This window comes from Pseudomonas sp. NFR02 (assembly GCF_900119375.1).
Taxonomy (GTDB): domain Bacteria; phylum Pseudomonadota; class Gammaproteobacteria; order Pseudomonadales; family Pseudomonadaceae; genus Aquipseudomonas; species Aquipseudomonas paracarnis.
On sequence record NZ_FPJJ01000004.1, the window covers coordinates 325317 to 347107 of the forward strand.

At 61.4% G+C, this 21791-nt stretch carries 18 protein-coding genes; 15 read left to right on the top strand and 3 right to left on the bottom strand.

Annotated features, from left to right (window positions below):
• The 6 genes from waaC to BT199_RS14930 are packed head-to-tail and all read left to right on the top strand — an operon-like array spanning window position 1 to window position 5923.
• Window positions 1-1062, top strand: coding sequence for a lipopolysaccharide heptosyltransferase I (gene waaC, locus BT199_RS14905; RefSeq protein WP_072434839.1), 1062 nt, complete (start codon window positions 1-3; stop codon window positions 1060-1062).
• Window positions 1062-2186, top strand: a complete 1125-nt coding sequence (locus BT199_RS14910) for a glycosyltransferase family 4 protein (RefSeq protein WP_014716627.1) — start codon at window positions 1062-1064, stop codon at window positions 2184-2186. Before waaC ends, BT199_RS14910 begins: the two co-directional genes overlap by 1 nt.
• A complete protein-coding gene (rfaP, locus tag BT199_RS14915) occupies window positions 2183-2989 on the top strand; it encodes a lipopolysaccharide core heptose(I) kinase RfaP (protein WP_072434841.1) in 807 nt (268 codons plus the stop codon). Before BT199_RS14910 ends, rfaP begins: the two co-directional genes overlap by 4 nt.
• Entirely contained in the window at window positions 2989-3723 is a 735-nt protein-coding gene (locus BT199_RS14920) for a lipopolysaccharide kinase InaA family protein (protein WP_003187993.1), read from the top strand. The genes rfaP and BT199_RS14920 overlap by 1 nt, the downstream gene beginning before the upstream one ends.
• The gene (locus BT199_RS14925; RefSeq protein WP_020301649.1) at window positions 3720-4472 is read left to right on the top strand and encodes a lipopolysaccharide kinase InaA family protein; all 753 of its coding nucleotides are present in this window, start codon (window positions 3720-3722) and stop codon (window positions 4470-4472) included. Before BT199_RS14920 ends, BT199_RS14925 begins: the two co-directional genes overlap by 4 nt.
• The gene (locus BT199_RS14930) at window positions 4472-5923 is read left to right on the top strand and encodes a lipopolysaccharide kinase InaA family protein (protein WP_072434843.1); all 1452 of its coding nucleotides are present in this window, start codon (window positions 4472-4474) and stop codon (window positions 5921-5923) included. The genes BT199_RS14925 and BT199_RS14930 overlap by 1 nt, the downstream gene beginning before the upstream one ends.
• A 98-nt stretch (window positions 5924-6021) precedes the next feature.
• Here BT199_RS14930 and BT199_RS14935 read toward each other — a convergent pair whose 3' ends face one another.
• Window positions 6022-8109 carry a TonB-dependent receptor family protein gene (locus BT199_RS14935; RefSeq protein WP_072434845.1) on the bottom strand — a complete coding sequence of 696 codons (2088 nt, stop codon included), beginning with the start codon at window positions 8107-8109 and terminating at the stop codon, window positions 6022-6024.
• A 189-nt stretch (window positions 8110-8298) separates the two neighbouring features.
• Here BT199_RS14935 and BT199_RS14940 point away from each other — a divergent pair, with 189 nt between their 5' ends.
• From BT199_RS14940 to BT199_RS14970, 7 genes are all read left to right on the top strand, one after another.
• Window positions 8299-8625 carry a YceK/YidQ family lipoprotein gene (locus BT199_RS14940; protein ID WP_019818311.1) on the top strand — a complete coding sequence of 109 codons (327 nt, stop codon included), beginning with the start codon at window positions 8299-8301 and terminating at the stop codon, window positions 8623-8625.
• Between the two features lie 56 nt (window positions 8626-8681).
• Window positions 8682-9038: a YceK/YidQ family lipoprotein gene (locus tag BT199_RS14945; RefSeq protein ID WP_014716633.1), complete on the top strand. Its 357-nt coding sequence runs from the start codon at window positions 8682-8684 to the stop codon at window positions 9036-9038.
• A 142-nt stretch (window positions 9039-9180) separates the two neighbouring features.
• A complete protein-coding gene (locus BT199_RS14950) occupies window positions 9181-10938 on the top strand; it encodes a carbamoyltransferase family protein (RefSeq protein WP_014716634.1) in 1758 nt (585 codons plus the stop codon).
• Window positions 10939-11835: a GNAT family N-acetyltransferase gene (locus BT199_RS14955; RefSeq protein WP_014716635.1), complete on the top strand. Its 897-nt coding sequence runs from the start codon at window positions 10939-10941 to the stop codon at window positions 11833-11835. It abuts the gene before it with no gap.
• Complete coding sequence (locus BT199_RS14960) at window positions 11832-13238, top strand: PIG-L family deacetylase (protein ID WP_020301645.1); 1407 nt, start codon at window positions 11832-11834, stop codon at window positions 13236-13238. The genes BT199_RS14955 and BT199_RS14960 overlap by 4 nt, the downstream gene beginning before the upstream one ends.
• Window positions 13239-13323: 85 nt before the next feature.
• Window positions 13324-14472 carry a glycosyltransferase family 4 protein gene (locus BT199_RS14965; RefSeq protein WP_014716637.1) on the top strand — a complete coding sequence of 383 codons (1149 nt, stop codon included), beginning with the start codon at window positions 13324-13326 and terminating at the stop codon, window positions 14470-14472.
• The gene (locus tag BT199_RS14970; RefSeq protein WP_072434847.1) at window positions 14469-15353 is read left to right on the top strand and encodes a glycosyltransferase; all 885 of its coding nucleotides are present in this window, start codon (window positions 14469-14471) and stop codon (window positions 15351-15353) included. Before BT199_RS14965 ends, BT199_RS14970 begins: the two co-directional genes overlap by 4 nt.
• Window positions 15354-15401: 48 nt before the next feature.
• Here the strand turns inward: BT199_RS14970 and BT199_RS14975 are convergent, their stop codons facing one another.
• Window positions 15402-17243 carry a bifunctional O-antigen ligase/aminoglycoside phosphotransferase family protein gene (locus BT199_RS14975; RefSeq protein WP_072434848.1) on the bottom strand — a complete coding sequence of 614 codons (1842 nt, stop codon included), beginning with the start codon at window positions 17241-17243 and terminating at the stop codon, window positions 15402-15404.
• 158 nt (window positions 17244-17401) lie between these two features.
• Here BT199_RS14975 and msbA point away from each other — a divergent pair, with 158 nt between their 5' ends.
• Entirely contained in the window at window positions 17402-19207 is a 1806-nt protein-coding gene (gene msbA / locus BT199_RS14980) for a lipid A export permease/ATP-binding protein MsbA (protein ID WP_014716640.1), read from the top strand.
• A 156-nt stretch (window positions 19208-19363) separates the two neighbouring features.
• Window positions 19364-20788, top strand: a complete 1425-nt coding sequence (hldE, locus tag BT199_RS14985; RefSeq protein WP_072434850.1) for a bifunctional D-glycero-beta-D-manno-heptose-7-phosphate kinase/D-glycero-beta-D-manno-heptose 1-phosphate adenylyltransferase HldE — start codon at window positions 19364-19366, stop codon at window positions 20786-20788.
• A 27-nt stretch (window positions 20789-20815) separates the two neighbouring features.
• On the opposite strand, the gene BT199_RS14990 is transcribed toward hldE, so the two are convergent.
• A complete protein-coding gene (locus BT199_RS14990) occupies window positions 20816-21775 on the bottom strand; it encodes a hypothetical protein (RefSeq protein ID WP_003188010.1) in 960 nt (319 codons plus the stop codon).
• Window positions 21776-21791 lie beyond the last annotated feature (16 nt).

Genomic DNA, 21791 nt, shown 5'->3' on the forward strand with positions numbered 1-21791 from the left:
TTGCGGGTTCTGGTAATCAAGACCTCATCCCTGGGCGACGTGATCCATGCCTTGCCGGCCCTCACCGACGCAGCGCGGGCGATTCCCGGCATTCGGTTCGACTGGGTGGTGGAAGAAGGCTTTGCCGAAATCCCCACCTGGCACCCGGCGGTCGACAAGGTGATTCCGGTGGCGATTCGCCGCTGGCGCAAGAACCTCTGGCAAACCATCAAGAGCGGTGAATGGCGGCGCTTCAAGCAGGCGGTGCAGTCGACTAAATACGACCTGGTGATCGACGCCCAGGGCTTGCTCAAAAGCGCCTGGCTGACGCGCTATGTGCGGGCGCCCATCGCTGGCTTCGACAAAGATTCTGCGCGTGAACCCCTGGCTGCGCGCTTTTATTCCCGGCGCCTGGCCGTGGCCCGTGGGCAGCATGCGGTGGAGCGCTTGCGCCAGCTGTTTGCCGTGGCCCTGGGCTACGACCTGCCGCAGCGTCTGGGCGACTACGGCCTGAGCGTCGAAAAACTGCTCGGCCTGCCGCCGAAAAAACCGTTCGTATTGCTGTTGCATGGCACCACCTGGGACACCAAGCACTGGCCCGAAGCCTATTGGCGCGAGCTGGCCGAACGCATGGGCCGCCTGGGCGTGGACGTAAAGCTGCCGTGGGGTAACGCCGCCGAAAAGGCGCGGGCCGAACGCTTGGCCCTGGGCCTGCCCAACGCCGAAGTGTTGCCCAAGCTCAACCTGGCGGGCGTGGCCGGTATATTGGCGAGCGCCCGTGCCTGCGTGGCCGTGGACACCGGCCTTGGTCACTTGGCGGCGGCATTGGACGTGCCGACCATTTCCCTGTTCGGCCCCACCAACCCAGGCCTCACCGGCGCCTACGGCAAGGGCCAGATTCACTTGGCCAGCGACTGGCCGTGTGCGCCTTGCCTGCAAAAACAGTGCACTTATCAACCCACTGCCGACGACCTGCGGCGGTTCGACATCGCCCGCGAGTCGCCCCTGTGCTTCACGCGCTTGAACCCTGAGCGTGTTGCAAGCCGGCTGAGCACGTTGTTACTGGCCGAGGAGCAGCACTGATGCAACTGGCTTTTGTTCTGTACAAGTACTTCCCTTTCGGTGGCCTGCAGCGCGACTTCATGCGCATCGCCCTGGAATGCCAGCAGCGCGGCCACAGCATTCGGGTGTACACCCTGATCTGGGAAGGTGATATCCCGCCAGGCTTTGAGGTGCTGGTGGCGCCGGTCAAGGCCTTGGTCAACCACCGTCGCAACGAAAAGCTCTACGCCTGGATCCAGGCCGACCTGGCCAAGCGCCCAGTGGACCGCGTGGTGGGCTTCAACAAAATGCCGGGGCTGGACCTGTACTTTGCCGCCGACGGTGTGTTCGAGGACAAGGCCCAGACCCTGCGAAACCCGATGTATCGCTGGTTCGGGCGCTACAAGCACTTTGCCGAATACGAGCGCGCCGTGTTCGATAAAAACGCCAAGACGCAGATCATGGTGTTGTCTGAGCATCAGCAGCAGCTGTTTACCCAGTATTACGGCACCCAGGCCGAGCGTTTTCACCTGTTGCCACCGGGTATTGCCCGCGACCGCCGCGCCCCGCCGAACGCCGCCGAAATCCGCGCCGAGTTCCGCGCTGAATTCGGCTTGGCCGAGGATGATCTGCTGTTGGTGCAGATCGGTTCGGGGTTCAAGACCAAGGGCGTCGACCGCAGCCTCAAGGCGCTGGCCGCTCTGCCTTCGCGGCTGAAGAAACGCACCCGGCTATTTGTAATCGGCCAGGACGACCCCAAAGTATTCCAATTGCAGAGCGCGGCGCTGGGCCTGGGCGACCAGGTGCAGTTCTTCAAGGGCCGCAATGATATTCCGCGTTTCCTGCTGGGGGCGGACCTGTTGATTCACCCTGCGTACAACGAGGCGGCCGGCATGGTGCTGGTCGAAGCGGTGGTCGCCGGCCTCCCTGTACTGGTGAGCCAGGTGTGCGGCTATGCGTTCTACATCGACAAGGCCCAGAGCGGCCGGGTGTTGGACGAGCCGTTCGAGCAAACCCAGCTCAACCAGTATTTGGTCGATATGCTCGACGACCCACAAGCGCGTGCGACCTGGAGTCGCAATGGTCTGGCCTTCGCCGAGACGGCCGACCTCTTTAGCATGCCGCAGTACGCTGCGGACCTGATTCTGGCGGAGCCAAACCGATGAAGTTGATTCTAGCCGAACCCTTCAAGACCCTCTGGGCCGGACACGATGCGTTCGCCGAGGTCGAGAAGCTGGAAGGCCAGGTGTTCCGCGAGCTGGCCGCTCGCCGTACGTTGCGTACGGTAGTCGAGGGCCAGCCTTATTTTGTGAAGATCCACCGTGGGATCGGCTGGGGCGAAATCCTCAAGAACCTGGTCACCGCCAAATTACCGGTGTTGGGCGCGGGCCAGGAGTGGGTGGCGATCCAGCGCTTGCAGGCGCTTGGCGTACCGACCATGACCGCCGTGGCGTTCGGTGAAAAAGGCAGCAACCCTGCCGACCAGCATTCGTTCATCATCACCCAGGAACTGACCCCCATCATCAGCCTGGAAGACCTGACCCTGGACTGGGTCAAGCAACCGCCCGTGCCGGCCATCAAGCATGCCTTGACCCTTGAGCTGGCGCGTACCGTGGGCGCGATGCACCGCGGCGGCGTCAACCACCGTGACTGCTACCTGTGCCATTTCCTGCTGCACACCGACCGGCCTATCAGCGTCGACAACCTCAAGCTGTCGGTGATCGACCTGCACCGTGCCCAGGTACGTGCGACGATCCCCGTGCGTTGGCGCAACAAAGACCTGGCCGGCCTGTATTACTCCGCGTTGGAGATCGGCTTGACCCAGCGCGACAAGCTGCGTTTTCTCAAGGCCTACTTCCAGCAGCCGCTGCGCCAGATCCTGGCAGAGCAAACCGCGCTGTTGTCTGCGCTGGAACGCATGGCAGCAAAGCTGTATGCGCGTAAACAGCGATATGGGGATGCGATCTGATGGCGGGTTGGAATCTGGAACCTGCCTACGCCGCCCTGGCGGATGACTTTGGAAGCCTGGACGCGGTGTTCGCCCTGCAAGGCGAGCGGCTGACCCGCGACCCGTTGTCGGAAGTGATCCGGGTGGAGCGTGGCGGGGTCAATTATTACGTCAAGCGCTACGTAGGTGCCGGCAAGGGCCTGCGTCGTTACCTGGGCAGGCCGCGGGTGAAGTCCGAATGGCAGAACCTCAAGCGCTTCGCCAAGTGGGGCATCCCTACCGCCGACGTGGTGGCCTGGGGCCTGGACCGTAAGGGCCTGGCCTATAACCGTGGCGCCATGATCACCCGCGAACTGCCCAAGACCGAAGATCTGTCGGTGCTGGCCGAGCGTCACGATGAGCGCCTCAAAGACCCCCGGTGGGTCGATGGCATCAGCCGCCAGCTCGCCGAATACACGCGCACCATGCACGATCACCGCTTCACCCATAACGACTTGAAGTGGCGCAATCTGCTGGTGGACGACCAACGCACCCTGTACCTGATCGACTGCCCCAACGGTGATTTCTGGCGCGGTTTCTGGCTCAAGTACCGCATCACCAAAGACCTGGCCTGCCTGGACAAAGTCGCCAAGTATCACTTGTCGGCCACCCAGCGCCTGCGCTTCTACCTGCAATATCGTCAGCGCGCGCACCTGACCGCGTCGGACAAACAGCGAATTCGCCATGTGGTGAAGTTTTTCGAGGGACGCGAATGAGTGACTTCCTGGCGGCCGAAGACCGCGCTCTGCTTGAGCGCAACGGCCTGGCGACCTTCGACGCGCTGTGGGCCAAGCAACTGGATGCAGTGGACGAGCCGAACACCAGCGGCGACGGTTGGAGCAGTGTGTATCGCCTGGAGCTTGAGGGGCAGGGTTACTACCTCAAGCGCCAGAGCAACTACCTCACGCGCACCTTGCACCGCCCGTTCGGCGAGCCGAGTTTTGCCCGCGAGTTTCGCAACATCAGCCTGTATCGAAAGCTCGGTATACCGGCCCTGCAAGCGGCGTTCTTCGGTGAACGCAAGGTCAAGGGCGAGCGCCGGGCGATGCTGCTCACCCGTGCGCTGGATGGCTGGAATGACCTGGACTCGTTGCTGGAGCAGTGGTCGCAATTGAGCGCAGCCCAGCACAGTGCGATCCTGTTGGCGTGCGGCAAGCTGGCGCGTCATCTGCACAGCGTCGGGCAAGTGCATGGCTGTTTTTACCCCAAGCATATTTTCCTGCAGCCTGCCGGTGAGGGTTATGCCGCGCAGTTGATCGACCTGGAGAAAACCCGCCCGCTGCTGTTTGGCTGGCGTGACCGGGTCAAGGACCTGGAACCGCTGCTGCGCCGCGCGCCGCAATGGTCGGATGCGCAGGTGCGCCAACTGCTGGCGGCGTACCTTGAGCAGCCCGAGGACGGTGCCCTGGTGTCCACTTGGCACCAGCGCCTGACCGCGCGCCGCAGCCACAAGGAGAACCGCTGATGCGTTTATCCGAGCTGAAATCGGCTGGGCGTACCCCCAGCCTGCCACTGACCCTCGACCTGGCGGATGCCGCCGGCCCTGGGCAATTGCAATTGCTGAGCCTTTTGCGGGTGTTGCCGGGGCAGCGCTATGTGGGCGCCGCCGTGTGGCGGGGTCGCCCGGTGTTGGCCAAGTTGTTGGTGGGCAACAAGGCGGCGCGGCATTTTCAGCGTGAGCTTACGGGGGTGCGCCTGTTGGCTGAGCAGGGCCTGACCACGCCGTTGCTGCTGGCCGATGGCTTGCAGGACGGCGAGGGCGGTTGGCTGCTGTTTGAATTTATCGAGGGGGCCCAAAGCCTGTCCGACGCTTGGCTCGCCGTCGAAAACCTGCCGCCTTTGGCGGACGAACAAACCGCTGTGCTCGCCGAAGCGCTGGGCGCGATTGCCCAGATGCATGCCAAGGGCCTGTGGCAAGAAGACCTGCACCTGGACAACCTGCTGCGCAAGGATGGCAAGCTGTATTTGATCGATGGCGCCGGTATTCGTGTCGAAGAGGCGGGCAAGCCGTTGTCGCGCAATCGAGTGCTGGAGAACCTCGGTGTGTTCTTCGCCCAACTGCCCAAGAACCTCGAGCCCTTTACCGAAGAGTTGCTGGTGTATTACTTGTTGGCCAACGGCGAACACGCCTTGCCAATGCAAGCCTTGGAAAAGCAGGTGCGTAAAGTCAGCGCCTGGCGTTTGAGAGACTACCTGGACAAGACCGGCCGCGAATGCACGCTGTTCAGCGTGGTGCGCGGCGCTTTTGGCTTGCGTGCGATCCGCCGCGAAGAAGAAGCCGCCATGGTGCCGGTGCTGGAGCAGGCCGATGCGTTGCTCGACCAGGGTCACCTGTACAAGACCGGTGGCGCGGCGAGCGTGGCCAAGGTCGACGTGGCTGGCCGGCCGCTGGTTATCAAACGCTACAACATCAAGGGCTTTGCCCATTGGCTCAAGCGCTTCTGGCGCCCGAGCCGCGCCTGGCACTCCTGGCGCGAAGGCAACCGCCTGGCCTTCCTGGGCTTCGCCACGCCCAAGCCGCTGGCGGTGCTGGAGAAACGGTTCCTGTGGTTGCGCAGCCGTGCCTACCTGGTCACCGAATACCTGCCTGGGCCAGACATCATCGAGCGCTTTGCGCCGTATGTTGAAAGCGGCGATGCGCCCGAGAGCGAATTGCAGGCGCTGGACCAGTTGTTTGCCGAGCTGATCCGCGAGCGCATCAGCCATGGGGATTTCAAGGGCCATAACCTGTTCTGGAGCGACGGGCGCTGGGCGATGATTGACCTGGATGCGATGTGCCAGCACGGTTCGCTGTCCAGCTTCGCCCCTGCGTATGCCAAAGACCGTGCGCGATTTATGCGTAACTGGCCGCAGGGCAGTGCGCTGTACCAGGTGATTGACCAGCGCTTGCCCAAAGAGGCGGGTGTCGGCAGTTAAATCTATCGCGGGCAAGCCCGCTCCCACACTTGATCTGTGAACGCGGTCAAAATGTGGGAGCGGGCTTGCCCGCGATGGCGCCCGTCCAGGCGCTGCATTCAGAACTGGTACTGCGCCCCAGCCCCTGCATACCACGACCGCCCCGGCGCGGCTTCGTAATAGCGACCATTGCCGTCGCCCACAATTACCGACCCCACATACTGGCGATCCAGCAGGTTATCCAGGCGCAAGGTCTGGTGAAAGGTCCAGTGCTCTACCTTCTGCTCAAACCGTGCGCGCCAGTTGAAGACGCTGTAGGCCGGTGCGGCGTGTTGCTGGTTGGTGTCTTCTACGTAGACTTTGCTGCGGTACAGGCCCTCGATGGCGGTGCTGACCCAGTCCCGTGGTTTCCAGTTCAGTTCGGCGAACAGGGTAGTTTGTGGCACGCCGGAGAGGTAGTTGCCTTTGTCGATGGTGTTGGCGCCGCTGGCAAAGTCGCTGTCGTAGGTGGCGTGCAGGCGGGTGTAGGCGAGGCTGGTGCTCCAGTGCTCGCTCAGTTGGCTTTCAACGCCCAGTTCGAAGCCGCGGCGCAATGTGCGACCGGCGTTCTGGTAGCTGGTACGGCCGCCGATGGATTGCTGCACCACCAGTTCGTCCTCGGTGGTGATCTGGAAAACGGCGGCGTTGATCCGCGTGTTGTTCAGTTGCGCTTTCACACCCATTTCATATTGCGTACTTTCAGACGGCTTCAAGCCGAAGTTGAAGCCCTCGGCGTTGCCCGGTGCATAGGCCAGCTCGGCCTGGGTCGGGGTTTCAAAGCCTTTGCCTGCGCTGATGTAGCCATGCAGGTCGGGGGTGAACGCATACATCACGCTCATCGACGGTGTGTTTTTCTGGTAGGTCTTGTTGCCGCTGGCGTCGCCATTGCTGAGGAACTGGTCGTCAACGTCCATCTGCATCGTGCTGTGGCGTACGCCGGCTTGCAGGGTCCAGCGGTCGAGGGCCCAGTTGGCTTGGATATACGGGTCGAGGCTGCGAGCCGTGTCGATTTCGTCGCGGCGTAGTTGGCCTTTCACGCCCAGGGCATTGCCGCTGTAGTTCTGATAGCCATGGCGGCTGTCCTCGCTTTGGTCGAAGTCCAGGCCGGTAATGATCATCAGCTCGCCAGGCGCGCTTTCGATGGGCTGCATCCAGCGCACGCTGCCGCCGTAGAACTTTCGATCAAATTGCACCACGCCTCCGCCGCGTTCGTTGGCGGGCGTGCCCTTGGGGATCGACAGGTACTGAATCACACTACGGCGCCCAGTGTAGGCATTGACCTGCAAGGTGGCGCCACCGAAATACCGCTCGTAATTCATCCCCAATTGCTGATGATCGATACTTTTGCGCGTGTTGTAGTTCAGCGCATTGGCGCTCACCGAACGCGGGTCGGCCTTGTACGCCGCCCAGGTCTGCCCCAGTGGATCTTGCGTACCGTTCTGCTCCAGGCTGCTGTAGATCAGCGCCAGCTTGCTGTCGTCATCGGGCTGGAAATTGAGCTTGGCGAAAGTCTGGTCGCGGCGCGCGCTGCTGTGATCGCGGTAGCCGTTGGTGTCCATGCGCGAGGCGTCGAGCACAAACCCGGCGCCATTCGCCGCGCCCTCGGCGCTCAGGTGGTTCTTGTTCAGCCCGTCGCTGCCCACCAGGGTTTCGGCGCCGATGCGCGGCGGGCCTTCGCCGTCGCGGGAGAACATCTGGATAACACCGCCGGCGTTACTGCCATACAGCGTCGCCGCCGGGCCGCGCAACACTTCGATGCGCTCGGCGGTGTCGAGGTTGAAGGTGGCGGCCTGGCCCTGACCGTCCGGGGTACTGGCGGGAATGCCGTCGGCGACCAGCTTGATGCCGCGCACGCCGAATGCTGAACGGGCGCCGAAGCCTCGGGAAGAAATTTGCAGGTCCTGCGCATAGTTCTGGCGGTTCTGCACCACCAGGCCGGGCACGCGGGACAGGGCTTCGGAGGCGTTGATGCCGAGTTGGCCGTCACTGATCTGTTCGCGGCTGATGCCGTCCACGGAGTAGGGCAAATCAAACGTTGGGCTGGCGCTGCGCGAACCGGTGACCACGCTGGGGTCAAGTATCAGTGGCGAGTCCTCGCCTTGCGCTGTGCTGCTCCAGGCCAGCAGGCCAGGCAGCAAGAGGGAAAAGCGAGCGTGCGTTTTTTTCATGAGGCAGCCAGAGTCTCGGGCACGCATAGTGAAGGCGCGCAAAAAGTGCGCAAGTTTAAACAGTCAGGTAAGTTTTACCATTTCGGATTTTTCCCACGCAATGTGGCGGTGCTTCTCGGATGAATGAGCCAATCTCTCGGTGCTAGCGTGGCTGACCGTTTGCGAGGCTCGGATATGAAAAGAAAAAGAATGGCTGCACTGGGTATAAGTGTCGTTGCGCTGTTATTAAGCGGTTGTGGAACCGTTAATAGCGTCATGCGCAAAGAGGGCGACACGGCGCGTGAGCTCAGGCTCGTAAAAACCTATTGCCAATCCATTCCCCGCGCTTACAGCGGCGTGGCGTTTGATTTCTGCATGCTGCACGCGGCCCCGGACCCCACCGGGTTCCTCATACCCTTCGTGCTCGTAGATATTGCGGTGTCCGCGGTTGCCGATACGGTGGTTTTGCCCTATACGATTTATCGACAATCGGCCGACGGTAATATCAGCATCTATTGGCGTCCAGGCCGTTCATAAGCCTATGGGTATAAAAGCACCTGCCCAGCCCATTTACTGGGCGAAAGGAGTAGTCCGTGAGTCGTGGTTTCAAAGTACTGCTGGTTTCAACCTTGTTAATGGCCTCCGGTTGCGGAACGATCAATACCGTCTTGCGTCCGGATGCCGTGGCCAGCCAGAATCTCAAGGAGTCGCGCAGCCACTGCGAAAACGTGCCGCGTATCTACAGTGGGGTGATCTACGGCTTTTGTACCCTCAATGGCGAGCCCGCACCGGACAAAAGCCTGAAGGACCAAAGCCTGCTGGATCGCCAAGGCAATGCCTTCCCGATCATCGCGATTGAATTTGTCGCCTCTGGTGTCATGGACACCCTGATGCTGCCTTACACGATCTACCGCCAGAACAAGGACGGCAGCATCGAGATCTTCCGCTAGCCCCTCTCGGCGCTTGCCGCTAACAGCTTCCCTCTGCTTTTAAGCTATAATCCCGCCCTTTAGCTGTTTCTCGCCCAGGCGAGAGGCACACTTTTTTCAGGCGCGATGCGCCTGCATGCAGACTAAAAGAGGCTAGACCCCAGTGGCATTGACGATTCTTGGCCTGTCCGGCGCCCTTAGCCATGATCCTTCCGCAGCCCTGTATATCGACGGCAAGCTGATTGCGGCCGCCGAAGAAGAGCGCTTCGTACGCGACAAACATGCAAAGAACCGCATGCCCTACGAGTCGGCGAAGTTCTGCCTTGAGCAGGCTGGCATCAAGCCTTCGGACGTTGACGTGGTGGCGATCCCGTTCGCCCCGATCAGCCTGTTCGGCGAGGCGCGCTGGCACTACGCCAAGCGTTACTGGTACGCCCCGGACCGCGCCCTCGACGCGATCCTGATGGGCAACCGTCGTTACAAACGCTATCGCAACAAGATCGTCTGGTGCCTGGAGCAACTGGGCTTCGATCCTAAGAAAATCAAGATCGAACCGGTTGAACACCACCTGGCTCACGCCTCCAGCGCCTACCACTGCTCGGGCTTCCAGGAAAAAACCGCGATCCTGGGCATCGATGGCAAGGGCGAGTACGCCACCACCTTCTTCGGCTACGGCGAAAACGGCAAGATCCACAAGATCAAGGAATTCTACGATCCGGACTCCCTCGGCGGCCTGTACGGCGCAATCACCGAGTTCCTCGGTTTCGAGATGCTCGACGGTGAGTTCAAGGTCATGGGCATGGCGCCGTACGGCGATGCCAGCAAGTACGATTTCTCGCGCCTGGCCTCCTTTGAAAACGGCGAGCTGGTGATCAACACCGACTACGCCAATGTCATCGGCCTGCGCCGCTACAAAGAGAAGGGCAAGGGTTTCTACTTCTCGCCGAAACTGATCGAGTGGCTGGGGCCGAAACGCGAAGGCGACATCGCCGACGAGCCGTACATCCACTACGCGGCCAGCATGCAGGCGCTGTTCGAGAAACTGGCCTTGCAGATGATCGACCACTACCTGGGCGACATCCTCAAGGACACCGGCAAGCTGGCCTTCGCCGGCGGCTGTGCGCTGAACGTCAAGCTGAACCAGAAGATCATTGCCCGTGACGACGTCAAAGAGCTGTTCGTACAGCCGGCTTCCGGCGATGCCGGCACCGCCGTCGGTGCGGCGGCCTACGTGTCCCATGCTCGTGGTGTACCGGTCGAGAAGATGGAACACGTCTACCTCGGCCCGTCCTACAGCAACGAAGACGTGATTGCCGCGTGCGCCAAGCACGAGAGCAAGCCGAACTGGCGCAAGATCGAGAACATGCCTAAGCGCATTGCCAAGATCATGGTCGACGGCAATCCGGTAGCCTGGTTCCAGGGCCGCATGGAGTTTGGCCCGCGTGCGTTGGGCGGTCGTTCGATCATCGGTTGCCCAAGTGCAACCGGCGTGGCGGATCGCATCAACCACCAGATCAAGTTCCGCGAGCGCTGGAGGCCTTTCTGCCCGTCGATGCTCGACACCGTGGCCCCACAGATGATCAAGGTCGATCACCCGGCGCCGTTCATGACCTTCACCTTTGAAGTCGCCGAAGAGTGGAAGACCCGTGTACCGGAAGTGGTGCACGAAGATGGTACTTCCCGTGCCCAGGTGCTCAAGCGCGAATACAACCCGCGCTACTACGACATGATGAAAGAGCTGGAAGTGCTGACCGGTAACGGCGTATCCCTGAACACCTCGCTCAACCGTCGTGGCGAAGCGATGATCTGCTCGCCGACCGACGCGCTGAACATGTTCTTCGGCTCGGACCTGCAGTACCTGATCATGGAAGACATCCTGGTGGTCAAGGACGGCGTGGACCCTTATGACGCCGTGGTTTAAATGCTGAACCGCTTCCAGGGCTGGCGTGAACGTGGCTGGGCGCCTGTCGAGGCCGAGGTTTACGCCCAGGCCTGGCAGCGTTACGGCGGCAGCGTGGCGACCCATCCCCAGGTGATCGAGCGGCTGGCCGGCCTGGCGCAGATACCCGTGCGCTACCTGGGCTGGGAGCAAGGTGGTGAGTTCAAGGGGGCGATCGCCACCTGGGGGCGCGACCTGGCGCTGTCCAAGGACGTGCTCAAGCGCAGCGGCAAGAAAGGCCTGTTTGACCTGGGCAACGCCGAGATCATCCTGCCGATTGCCGCCGATGCGCAGGTACCGTTACGGCACCGTGCGCGCTACCTCTCGGCGCTGAACGAGGGGCGCGTGAGCACCCTCAAGCCTCAGGCCGAGCAATTGGCCATGGCGCGCACGCCCGAAGACCTGTCGAAGAAGTTTCGCTATAACCAGCGGCGTGAACTGCGCCTGTTGGAAGAGGCGGGCGGCGTGGTACGGGCGGTCAGTGAGTTTTCCAGCGTAGAACTGGCGGCGATTTATTGCGACCTGTTCCAGCGTCGTTGGGGCTTCCCGGCGGCGGGCGCGGCGCGTCTGGCCGAGGTGCTGGAGTTGCTCAAGGAATTCCTGTTCGGCTCGGTGCTGTTTCTGAACGACGCGCCGATTGCAGTGCAATTGGTGTATCAGGTGCAGTCCAACGAGTGGTTCAGCGCCGAGTATGTCAACGGCGGCGTCGACCCTGAAACCCGTGCATTCAGCCCTGGCAGTGTGCTGAGTTTCCTCAATACCCAAAGTGCCTGGGAACAGGCGCGGGCGGCGAACAAGTCACTGCGCTTCTCCTTCGGGCGTTCCGACCGTGAATACAAGGAACGCTGGTGCAACCCGGTGCCGGTGTTCAGCGTATGAGCCGCAAACAGCAACTGCTCAAGCGCCATCGGCGTAACAAACGTATTGCGCTGCTGATCGGCGTGCTGGTGTTGGTCGCGACCGGCGTACTGGTTGCCTGGTGGTTGCCGCTGATCCTTGCGGTGCTGTTGTGGGCCGCCCATGAGGCCTGGTTTGCCGATCACCTGTTTTACTCGCCCAAAGACAGCTATGAGTACGCGTTCCCGGCCGGCAGCGAACAACCCGGCTTGCGCCTGGAGGCGGGCCGACTGTTGCTGGATGCGCCGTTGGCGGCGGAGGAAACCCTGATCGTCGGCATTGAGTTGAAAAGTACCTGGCTGGGGCGTTTCTTCGACCCTGCGGTAGACCTGTTGGGCCTGGCAAGCCCGGACCGGCAAACCTTCGAACGCGGCGTCGCTGGGCGGCGTTATCTGAACCTGACCGGCGCCGCCGAAGACTTGGCGGCGGGCAAGCTCCACTTGCGCGGGCGTTTTTGCCGGATCAAGGGGCAGCCGACGCTGTGGCGCTTTCGCCAGCCCGACTATCGCCAGCAACGTGTGATGGTGATCGCGCCCCATGCCGACGATGCCGAGCTGGCTGCGTTCAGCCTTTACAGCCAGGCGACTGAAAGCTGGATCGTCACGCTGACCGCCGGTGAAATCGAAGCCGAGCATTATCAGCACATGGGCCTGCCCAAGGCTGAAGCTGCGCGCCTCAAGGGCCGTTTGCGCGCCTGGGACAGCGTCGCCGTGCCCCGCTGGGCGGGCGTGCCCGAGGCGCAGTGCGTGCAATTGGGCTACTTTTGCATGCAGTTGCAAGCCATGCAGGTCGCGCCGGATCAGCCTCAAGCCTCGCGCGAAGCCGATTTGGCCGATACGCGGCTGTTTCGCCAGTTCAATGGTTTTGCCCTGCCTGGCGATGCTGATGGCGCGCCGACTTGGCACAACCTGATCGCCGATCTGCGGGCGCTGCTGCTCAAGGCGCGGCCCCAGGTCATCGTGTTGCCCACGCCGTTGCTGGACCCCCACGCCGACCATATCTGCGCCCATGCGGCAGTGCTGGAAGCCTTGCAGGGCCTGGCGTGGCAGCCCGACACATTGCTCGGCTACGCCAATCACCTGCATGATAACGACCGTTGGCCCATGGGCGATTCCGGCGCTGGCGTAGCATTGCCGCCGCGTTTCGATGGCGCTGTGGAGCTGGTGCCGTGCAGTTTCGCCCTCGCCTTGAGCCAGCAGCAGGACAAGGCCATGGCCCTGGGCATGATGCACGACCTGCAGCCGCCAGCGCCGTTCAAGCGTCGAGTGCGTAGGTGGTTGCAGCAACTGCTGGCGGGCCGTAGTCCATCGCCCTATGGCGAGAACGAATTCTTTCGCAAGGCCGTGCGCCGCCACGAGCTGTTGTGGGTCCTGAAGCAGGACTGAGAGCCGATTGAAGGCGGGCCGTTATGCGCCTGCCGCCCTTTTTACCGGGCTGCGTGCCCGTAGCCAGATCGCTGCATGGAGAGTTATGAAGCCTCGTTTCAAGGTTTTGCAGTTACAGCCGGACTACAACGTCAAGACCCATGACTTCGCGGACTTGGGTGAGCAAATCGTCAAATCCCTGCCGGCTGAGCGTTTCGAGGTGACCTCCGGATTTCTCAGTGGGCGCCCGCTGCCCGGCCAGCCCCTGAGCGTGGCCGAGCACTCCCACTATTTCGAGCTGCCGGAGAAGTCTCTCAAGGGTATTCGCTTTGGCGCCATGTGGCAGATCTACAAATACTGCCGTGAGCAGAAGTTCGACGTGGTCATCTGTAACCGGTTCAAGTCGGTGAACATGATGCTGTCGCTCAACCGCTGGTTGAAGATCCCGCTGTGCATCGGCATCTCCCACGGCTTTGGCGAGTACGCCCGTGGTTACCGTCGACGTCAGACCCAGCGCTGGGTCAGCCCGGCGTGGCGCTTTGTCGGTGTGTCCGAAGCGGTCAAGGACTACCTGGTAGACCTCAACTGCGGCTTCACCCGTGAGAACACCACCTACGTCACCAACGCGATCGACATTCCCCAGGCAGAGGCTTTGCAGCTGTCCCGTGAAGACGCACGCAAGGCCTTGGGCCTGCCCATGGATGCACGGATGATTGGTGCCCTGGGCCGCCTCGTGCCGATCAAGGGTCATACCCATCTGCTGCAAGCCTTCGCCACGCTCAAGGACAAATACCCTGAGGCGCAGGTGGGCATCATTGGTTCCGGCCGTGCCGAAGCCGACCTGCGCGCCGACATCGAGCGCCTGGGCCTGACCGGCCGTGCGCACTTGCTGGGTTTTCGCGAAGACGGCATGAAGTACGTGCGTGGCTTCGATATCTGGACCATGCCGTCGCTGTTCGAAGGTCTGGGCCTGGCCTTGCTGGAAGGCATGAGCGGCCATCTGCCGGTGATTGCCTCCAACGGCCCGGCGATGCTGCCGCTGGTGCAGGGCGCGGGCGGCTTGTCCCACGACCCGGGCAATGTCGAACAACTGGCTGCGGCCCTGGATACTTACCTGGCCTTGAGCGATGAACAATTGCGCGCCAAGGGGGAGGAGGTGTTCCGCTATCTGGAGGCCAACCACACCCTCGACGAGTTCAAGCACAAGTACCTGACCCTGATTGAAACCGGTTTGCGTGAAGTAGGTAGAGCATGAATCAGCCACAACCCCTGGTCTCGGTGATCATCGCTTCCTACAACCATGGCCAGTACATCGAGCAAAGTATTCTTAGTGTGCTGGGGCAGACCTACCCCAATATCGAGCTGTTGGTGGTCGACGACGGCTCCAAGGATGACAGCGTCGAACGCATCCAGCGCTTGCAGGCCGAGCACGGCTTTGATTTCCAGGTGCAGCAGAATCAAGGGCTCAGCGCCACCTTGAACGGTGCGATTGCTCGCGCCAAGGGCAGCCTGATCGCACCGTTCGGCTCGGATGACATCATGTTGCCGGACCGTATTGCCACCCAGGTGGCGTATATGGATGGCAAGCCGAAGGTGGGCATGTGTGCTGGCAATATCGAGCTGATCGACGGGGATGGCAACCTGCACCCGGAGAAGAAACAGCGTCGCGACGTGCCGTTTCGCTGTCTGGATTTCGACGACCTGTTCCTGGACCGCAAACCGTTTCCACCGGCGCCGACCATGCTGATACGTCGCGAAGTGCTGGAGGAGGTCGGTGGTTTCGACCCACAGATTCCCCTGGAAGACTTGCTGATCCAACTGAAGATCACGGCGGCGGGCTATACCATCGACGCCCTTGACGTGGTGATGGCCAAGTATCGCCAGCACGCTAACAACACGTACAAGAACCACCGCTACATGATCCAGAACATCCTCAAGACCTACGCGAAGTTCAGCGAGCACCCGGCCTATGACGCGGTTCGCTACAACTTCCTGAACTCGATGTTCCTCAAGACCGCCGACCGCGACCGCCCGTTGGCGCGGGAGATTCTCAAGCAGATCCCTTTGAAGTTCTGGGGGCGCAAGACCTTGCGGGGGCTGGTGCGGTTGTATCTGGCGCCGCTCAAGAATAACTGAACCGGCACCGCACCCTGTAGGAGCGAGCAAGCTCGCTCCTACAGGTGTTTATAGGCTTTGGACCTGCTCGCGGATTTTCGCAGTGGCGGTTGGGCTTGCCACCGAGGCGTAACCTTTGACCAGTTGTTCGAAGTGCGTTTCGAACAGCCAGCTGCGGTCCTGCGGATAACGTTGCATGTGGCGCAGGTTACGTTGGCGCAGAGCGTGACGCAGTGAAGACGGGTAGATGCGCAGGTCAGCCACGTCGATCAGGGCAAACTCACCGTCGTCCATCAACAACACGTTACCCAGGTGCAGCGAGCGGAAGTACACGCCGCGCTCGTGCAGTTGCGCCATGAACCGGCCAAAGCGCTCCACCAGTGACTCACGCAGACTGCTGTCCAGACTTTGCAGCGCTTGGCGCAACGTCAGGCCGGGCAGTGGTGTGTAGGCCACGGCGCTGCTGGCATCGCTGAGGCGATAGAGCCCAAGGATGTGCGGCGTGGGAATGCCCAGGGTGCGCAGTTGCTCGCTGTTGCTGGCAAAGCGTTCGGAGTACGGGTTGAAACTGCCGGAGGTGTACCAGCGGCGTGGGCGGAACAGTTTGAGGAAACTGCCGTCCTCCAGGCGCAGGACTTTGGGCCCCAGGCCATCGGCTTCAATCACGTGGGCGTTGCTGCACAGCTGTTCAAACGCCGCGGGCTTGAGGTTCTGCACCTTCATGCGCAGCAGGCTGCGGTGGCGTTGGGCGAGGCTCAGGCCAGTGATAATTGCCAGGGGAATCCACAGCAGGAACCAGTGTTCCTTGGGGCGCGACAATATGCCGCCGCCTTCGGTCAGGCCTGCTCCGATGCCATAGGCCAGCAGGGACGATGCCAGGATGAACAGCGGCTGGGCGCGCTCCTTCAAACCTTTGTATAGGCCCCAGCCGAGCATGAAGGCCCAGGGGATAAAACCAATGATGCCGACGTAATAGAGCACGCCGAGGGCAAAGCTGTGGGGCTCGCGCAGTTGATAACCGTCCGCCAAGGTCAGGAACAACTCGGAGTCGTAACTATGGCCGATCCACGGGTGCTGGGCGATAAGCTGCAAAGACATGCTCCACAATTCCAAGCGGAACGAGCTGCCACGCATAATGATTGATTCAGGATAGAACAGCATCAGCCCGACGATGCCCAAGGCGGTGCCGGCGAGCAGTAGCATTGAGCGTCGATTGCGGCTGACAAAACTCATCCAAAGTATGGCCAGCGTCAGCGCCACCAGCGGCGTGCGTGAGCCGGTCGCCAGCACCGCAGCGGTCATGATCGCCAGGGACGGTACGCTGAACCACAACACGTTGAGACGCTGGGTGGTCATGCAGACGTATAGCCAGTACACCGTGAAAAAGCCAAACAGGTGCGAGCTGAGCAGCGGGTTGTCGAGGGCGCCCAGACCACCGATCATGCGCATGCCAGGTTGATAGCCCTTGGCGAACGCCACCAGATTACCCAGGCTCACCACCAGCGCAATCACCGCAGCGCTGAAGAAGATCGGTTTGAACAATTCGTTGCGGTAATGCAGCAACAGCCCGCAGCCACCAAACAGCATGAAGGTATTCAGCGGTCGCTTGAACAGGTCGGTATCGGAACTGGGCGCGGGGCTCCAGAGCAGACTGGTCAACGCCCAGGCGGAGAACGCCAGGAACGCGATCGCCAGGGGTTCGCGCAGCAGGTCCTTGAACTCCCGAGGACGCATGCACAACAGAAACAAGGTCGGTACGCTGAACAGGATGTAGACAATTCGGTGCAGTACATTGCGATTGCCGACAAAGAACAGTGCACTCAGGAGCAGCAACAAGCCAACAGGCAAAATCCATAGGACCAGGAAGTCGAAAACGCGATTTGAGCCATAGGTAAGGCGCTTGGAGTGCATACAGTAAAGCCATTCCAGAAAGAGAAAGCCGACCATCTTAAGCTAGTGGCTAAGTAATGTCGCCGGTAGGATCCAACCGGGCCGCGGCTTACGCCGGGTGCAAGTACAACAGAGAAGCTGTGCTAAAGTCAGCCTCCTTTTTCAAAACGCCGCGTGATATGACCGACTCCAGTCCGAGCGCAAGCCCTTCGAGCTTGAAAATATACTTCCGCCTGCTCAGTTACGTTAAGCCCTATATGGGCTTGTTCGCGTTGAGTATCCTTGGATTTCTGATTTTCGCGTCGACCCAACCGATGCTGGGTTACATCCTCAAGTACTTTGTCGACGGTCTTTCCAATCCGGAAGCTGTGCTGTTCCCGACCGTGCCCTTTTTGCGCGACCTGCAATTGCTGCAGGCGGTGCCGCTGCTGATTATCCTGATCGCGGCCTGGCAGGGCCTGGGTTCATTCCTGGGCAACTACCTGTTGGCCAAGGTCTCCCTGGGTTTGGTCCACGACCTGCGGGTGCAGCTGTTCAACAACCTGCTGACACTGCCCAACCGTTACTTCGATAACCACAACTCCGGGCACCTTATTTCCCGCATTACCTTCAACGTGACCATGGTCACGGGTGCCGCGACCGATGCCATCAAGGTGGTGATTCGCGAAGGCATGACGGTGATCTTCCTGTTCGCTTCTTTGCTGTACATGAACTGGCGCCTCACCTTGGTAATGATCGCGATCCTGCCGTTGATTGCCGTGATGGTCAGTACCGCAAGCAAGAAATTTCGCAAGCAGAGCAAGAAGATTCAGGTGGCCATGGGCGACGTGACCCACGTGGCCTCGGAGACCATCCAGGGCTACCGCGTGGTGCGCAGCTTCGGCGGTGAAGTCTACGAACAGAAGCGCTTTTTCAAGGCCAGCCAGAGCAACACCAACAAGCAACTGCGCATGACCCGCACCGGGGCGATCTACACCCCGGCGCTGCAATTGGTGATCTACTCCGCCATGGCCGTGCTGATGTTCCTGGTGCTGTACCTGCGTGGCGACGCCTCGGCGGGTGACATGGTGGCCTACATCACCCTGGCGGGCTTGTTGCCCAAGCCGATCCGCCAACTTTCGGAAGTCAGCTCGACCATCCAGAAAGGCGTGGCGGGCGCCGAAAGCATCTTCGAACAACTGGACGAGGACGTTGAGGTCGACCACGGCACTCTCGAACGCGACAAGGTCAGCGGTCGTCTGGAAGTGCGTCACCTGAACTTCACCTACCCTGGCACCGATCGCCATGTGCTCAAGGACATCAGCTTCACCGCCGAGCCTGGGCAGATGATTGCGCTGGTGGGTCGTTCCGGCAGCGGCAAGTCGACCCTGGCCAGCCTGATCCCGCGTTTCTACCACCATGAAAGCGGTGAGATCCTGCTCGATGGCATCGAGATCGAAGACTACAAGCTGCTCAACCTGCGCAAGCATATTGCCCAGGTCACCCAGCATGTGACCCTGTTCAGCGACACCGTGACCAACAACATTGCCTATGGCGACCTGGCCGGTGCGCCTCGCGCCGACGTCGAAGCGGCGGCGGCGGATGCCAATGCCAAGGACTTCATCGATCAGTTGCCCAAGGGCTTCGATACCCAGGTGGGTGAGAACGGTGTGCTGTTGTCGGGCGGCCAGCGCCAGCGCCTGGCGATTGCGCGCGCCTTGCTCAAGAATGCGCCGCTGCTGATTCTCGACGAGGCCACCTCCGCTCTCGACACCGAGTCCGAGCGGCATATTCAGGCGGCACTCGATAAGGTCATGCAAGGCCGCACGACTCTGGTGATCGCACACCGCCTGTCCACCATCGAGAAGGCTGACCTGATTCTGGTGATGGACGACGGGCGGATTGTCGAGCGTGGTACCCACGGCGAGTTGTTGGCGCAGAACGGTTACTACGCCCGCCTGCATGCCATGGGCCTGGATGCACCGGTGCAGGCTGATATCACCTGATCCACCCGGCATCACGGGGTAATGAAATGTAGGAGCGAGCTTGCTCGCTCCTACAGAGAGCAAATCCCCTCCCACATTTGCCCTGCGGCGGTCGCAAGCCATCGCAAACCCTGTGCTAATATCGCGCCCCTGTTCATTTTGTATGTGGGTTGCTCCATGAAGTTGTCCATGCCGCGATTCAATCAAGCCGCTGTCTTGGTGGTCGGCGATGTCATACACGACCGTTACTGGCATGGTGGTACCTCACGGATTTCCCCTGAGGCTCCGGTACCGGTCGTCAAGGTCGAGCAAATCGAAGACCGCCCAGGTGGCGCTGCCAACGTCGCGCTCAATATTGCCGCCCTCGGCGCCCCGGCCTCCCTGGTGGGGGTGACCGGCGACGACGAAGCGGCCGAAAGCCTGGCCAACAGCCTGCAGGGCGCCGGCGTGCGTGCGTTGTTTCAGCGCATCGCCCATCAGCCGACCATCGTCAAGCTGCGGGTCATGAGCCGTCATCAGCAGTTGCTGCGTATCGATTTTGAAGAACCCTTCGCCACCGACGCCCTGGCCCTTGGCGACCAGGTCGAGGCACTGCTCGAAGGTATCAAGGTGCTGGTGTTGTCCGACTACGGCAAAGGCGCCTTGCAGAATCACCAGGTGTTGATCCAGGCCGCCAAGGCCCGCAACATTCCGGTGCTGGCCGATCCCAAGGGCAAGGACTTTTCGGTTTACCGAGGCGCCAGCCTGCTCACGCCCAACCTCAGTGAGTTCGAAACCATCGTCGGCGGTTGCGCTGATGAGCACGAACTGGTGAGCAAGGGCGCGGCGCTGATGGCCGATCTCGACTTGGGCGCCTTGCTGGTGACCCGTGGCGAGCACGGCATGACCCTGCTGCGTCCAGGCCATCCGGCGATGCACCTGCCAGCGCGTGCCCGTGAAGTGTTCGACGTCACCGGCGCCGGTGATACCGTGATTTCTACCCTGGCAGCCTCCATTGCTGCCGGTGAAGAACTGCCCCACGCCGTGGCACTGGCCAACCTGGCGGCGGGCATTGTGGTGGGCAAGCTGGGTACCGCCGCCATCAGCGCACCGGAGTTGCGCCGTGCGATTCAGCGCTCGGAAGGCTCGGAGCGCGGTGTGCTAGGCCTGGAGCAATTGCTGCTGGCGATTGACGATGCCCGGGCTCACAACGAAAGCATTGTGTTCACCAACGGTTGCTTTGACATCCTGCACGCCGGGCATGTGACGTACCTGGAGCAGGCGAGTGCCCAAGGCGACCGTTTGATCGTCGCGGTCAACGATGATGCGTCGGTCAGCCGCTTGAAAGGCCCTGGCCGCCCGATCAACAGCGTTGACCGGCGCATGGCGGTACTCGCGGGCCTGGGTGCGGTGGACTGGGTGATCAGCTTCTCTGAAGGCACGCCGGAAAATCTGTTGGCCCAGGTCAAGCCCGACGTGCTGGTCAAGGGCGGTGACTACAGCGTCGACCAAGTGGTCGGTGCGGACATCGTCAGTGCCTACGGTGGCACGGTCAAAGTGCTGGGGTTGGTTGAAAACAGCTCCACCACCGCGATTGTCGAGAAGATCCGCAACAACGAGTGATACCCCGTGGGGCGAGCCTGCTCGCCCCTAGCTTTTCTTCGGCACGATCTTGCGCAGCATCTGCCGCGCCTTGCCGGTCAAGCGCTTGAGCTTGGAGTCTTTTTCCGGCTCTGCCAGGCCCTGCTGCCTGAGCCAGTCCTTCCAGCGAATGCGCTCATCGCGCACCAGCCAGCCTTCTTGCTGGGCAAAACTTTCCGCCAGATACAGGCCGCGCGTGCTGGCTGGGTACAGCTGATCCTTCTTGACGGTATACAACTCTGCAAGCGGCTCGCCGTCTTTGAGCGGCATCAAGTACAGGTCCGGACGCTGACGATCCAGGCGTGCCACCAGTTGGTCGCCCTCCAAACGCTCATCCACATGAAACAAACTGAGGGACTTGGCCTCCTTCGGCACTTCCAGGCGCAGGTCATAAATCAATTGCAGCGAGGCGGTCGGCAGGTGCACGTAGGCCCGTGGGCGCTCGATCAGTTGCATGGTGGCGCAGCGTACCGGGCGTGCGGCGCCGGACAAGGGGCTGAGCCGAAACGGTAGGGCTTCGCGGTAATGCAGGGCGGCGGAGTAGGGCGCCGGCAGCCAGGTGTCGTTGAAGCGCCCGCCGAGCCAGCCTTCGGGTGTTTCGAGCAGGCACTCTTCAGCAATTTCCTGGATGGCGGTGTGCAGCGGCAGGTTCAGTTCATGGGCCGGGACGTAGCCGGAGATCAGCTTGAGCACCACGTCGCCACGGTCCTGGCGGCGTTGGCGCACCAGCACCCAGTAGTCCTTGTTTTGCCAGTGCAGGGTCAGGCGTACCGAGACGCCGAGGTTCGCCAGTTCCAGGGCGAAGCGTTCGGCATCTGGTACCTCGACCGGCTTGCGCCGTTGCAGGGTCTGGGCGAAGTTGAGCGGCATGCCGACGCTCTGGTAGCTCAGGCCTTCGGGGGTGGCTTCGACGTGCAGCGGCAGTGTCTTGAAGTTGCTGGGGTTCTTTCTTATGAGCGTACGCGGCATGTCGGCTCCTTCTTGC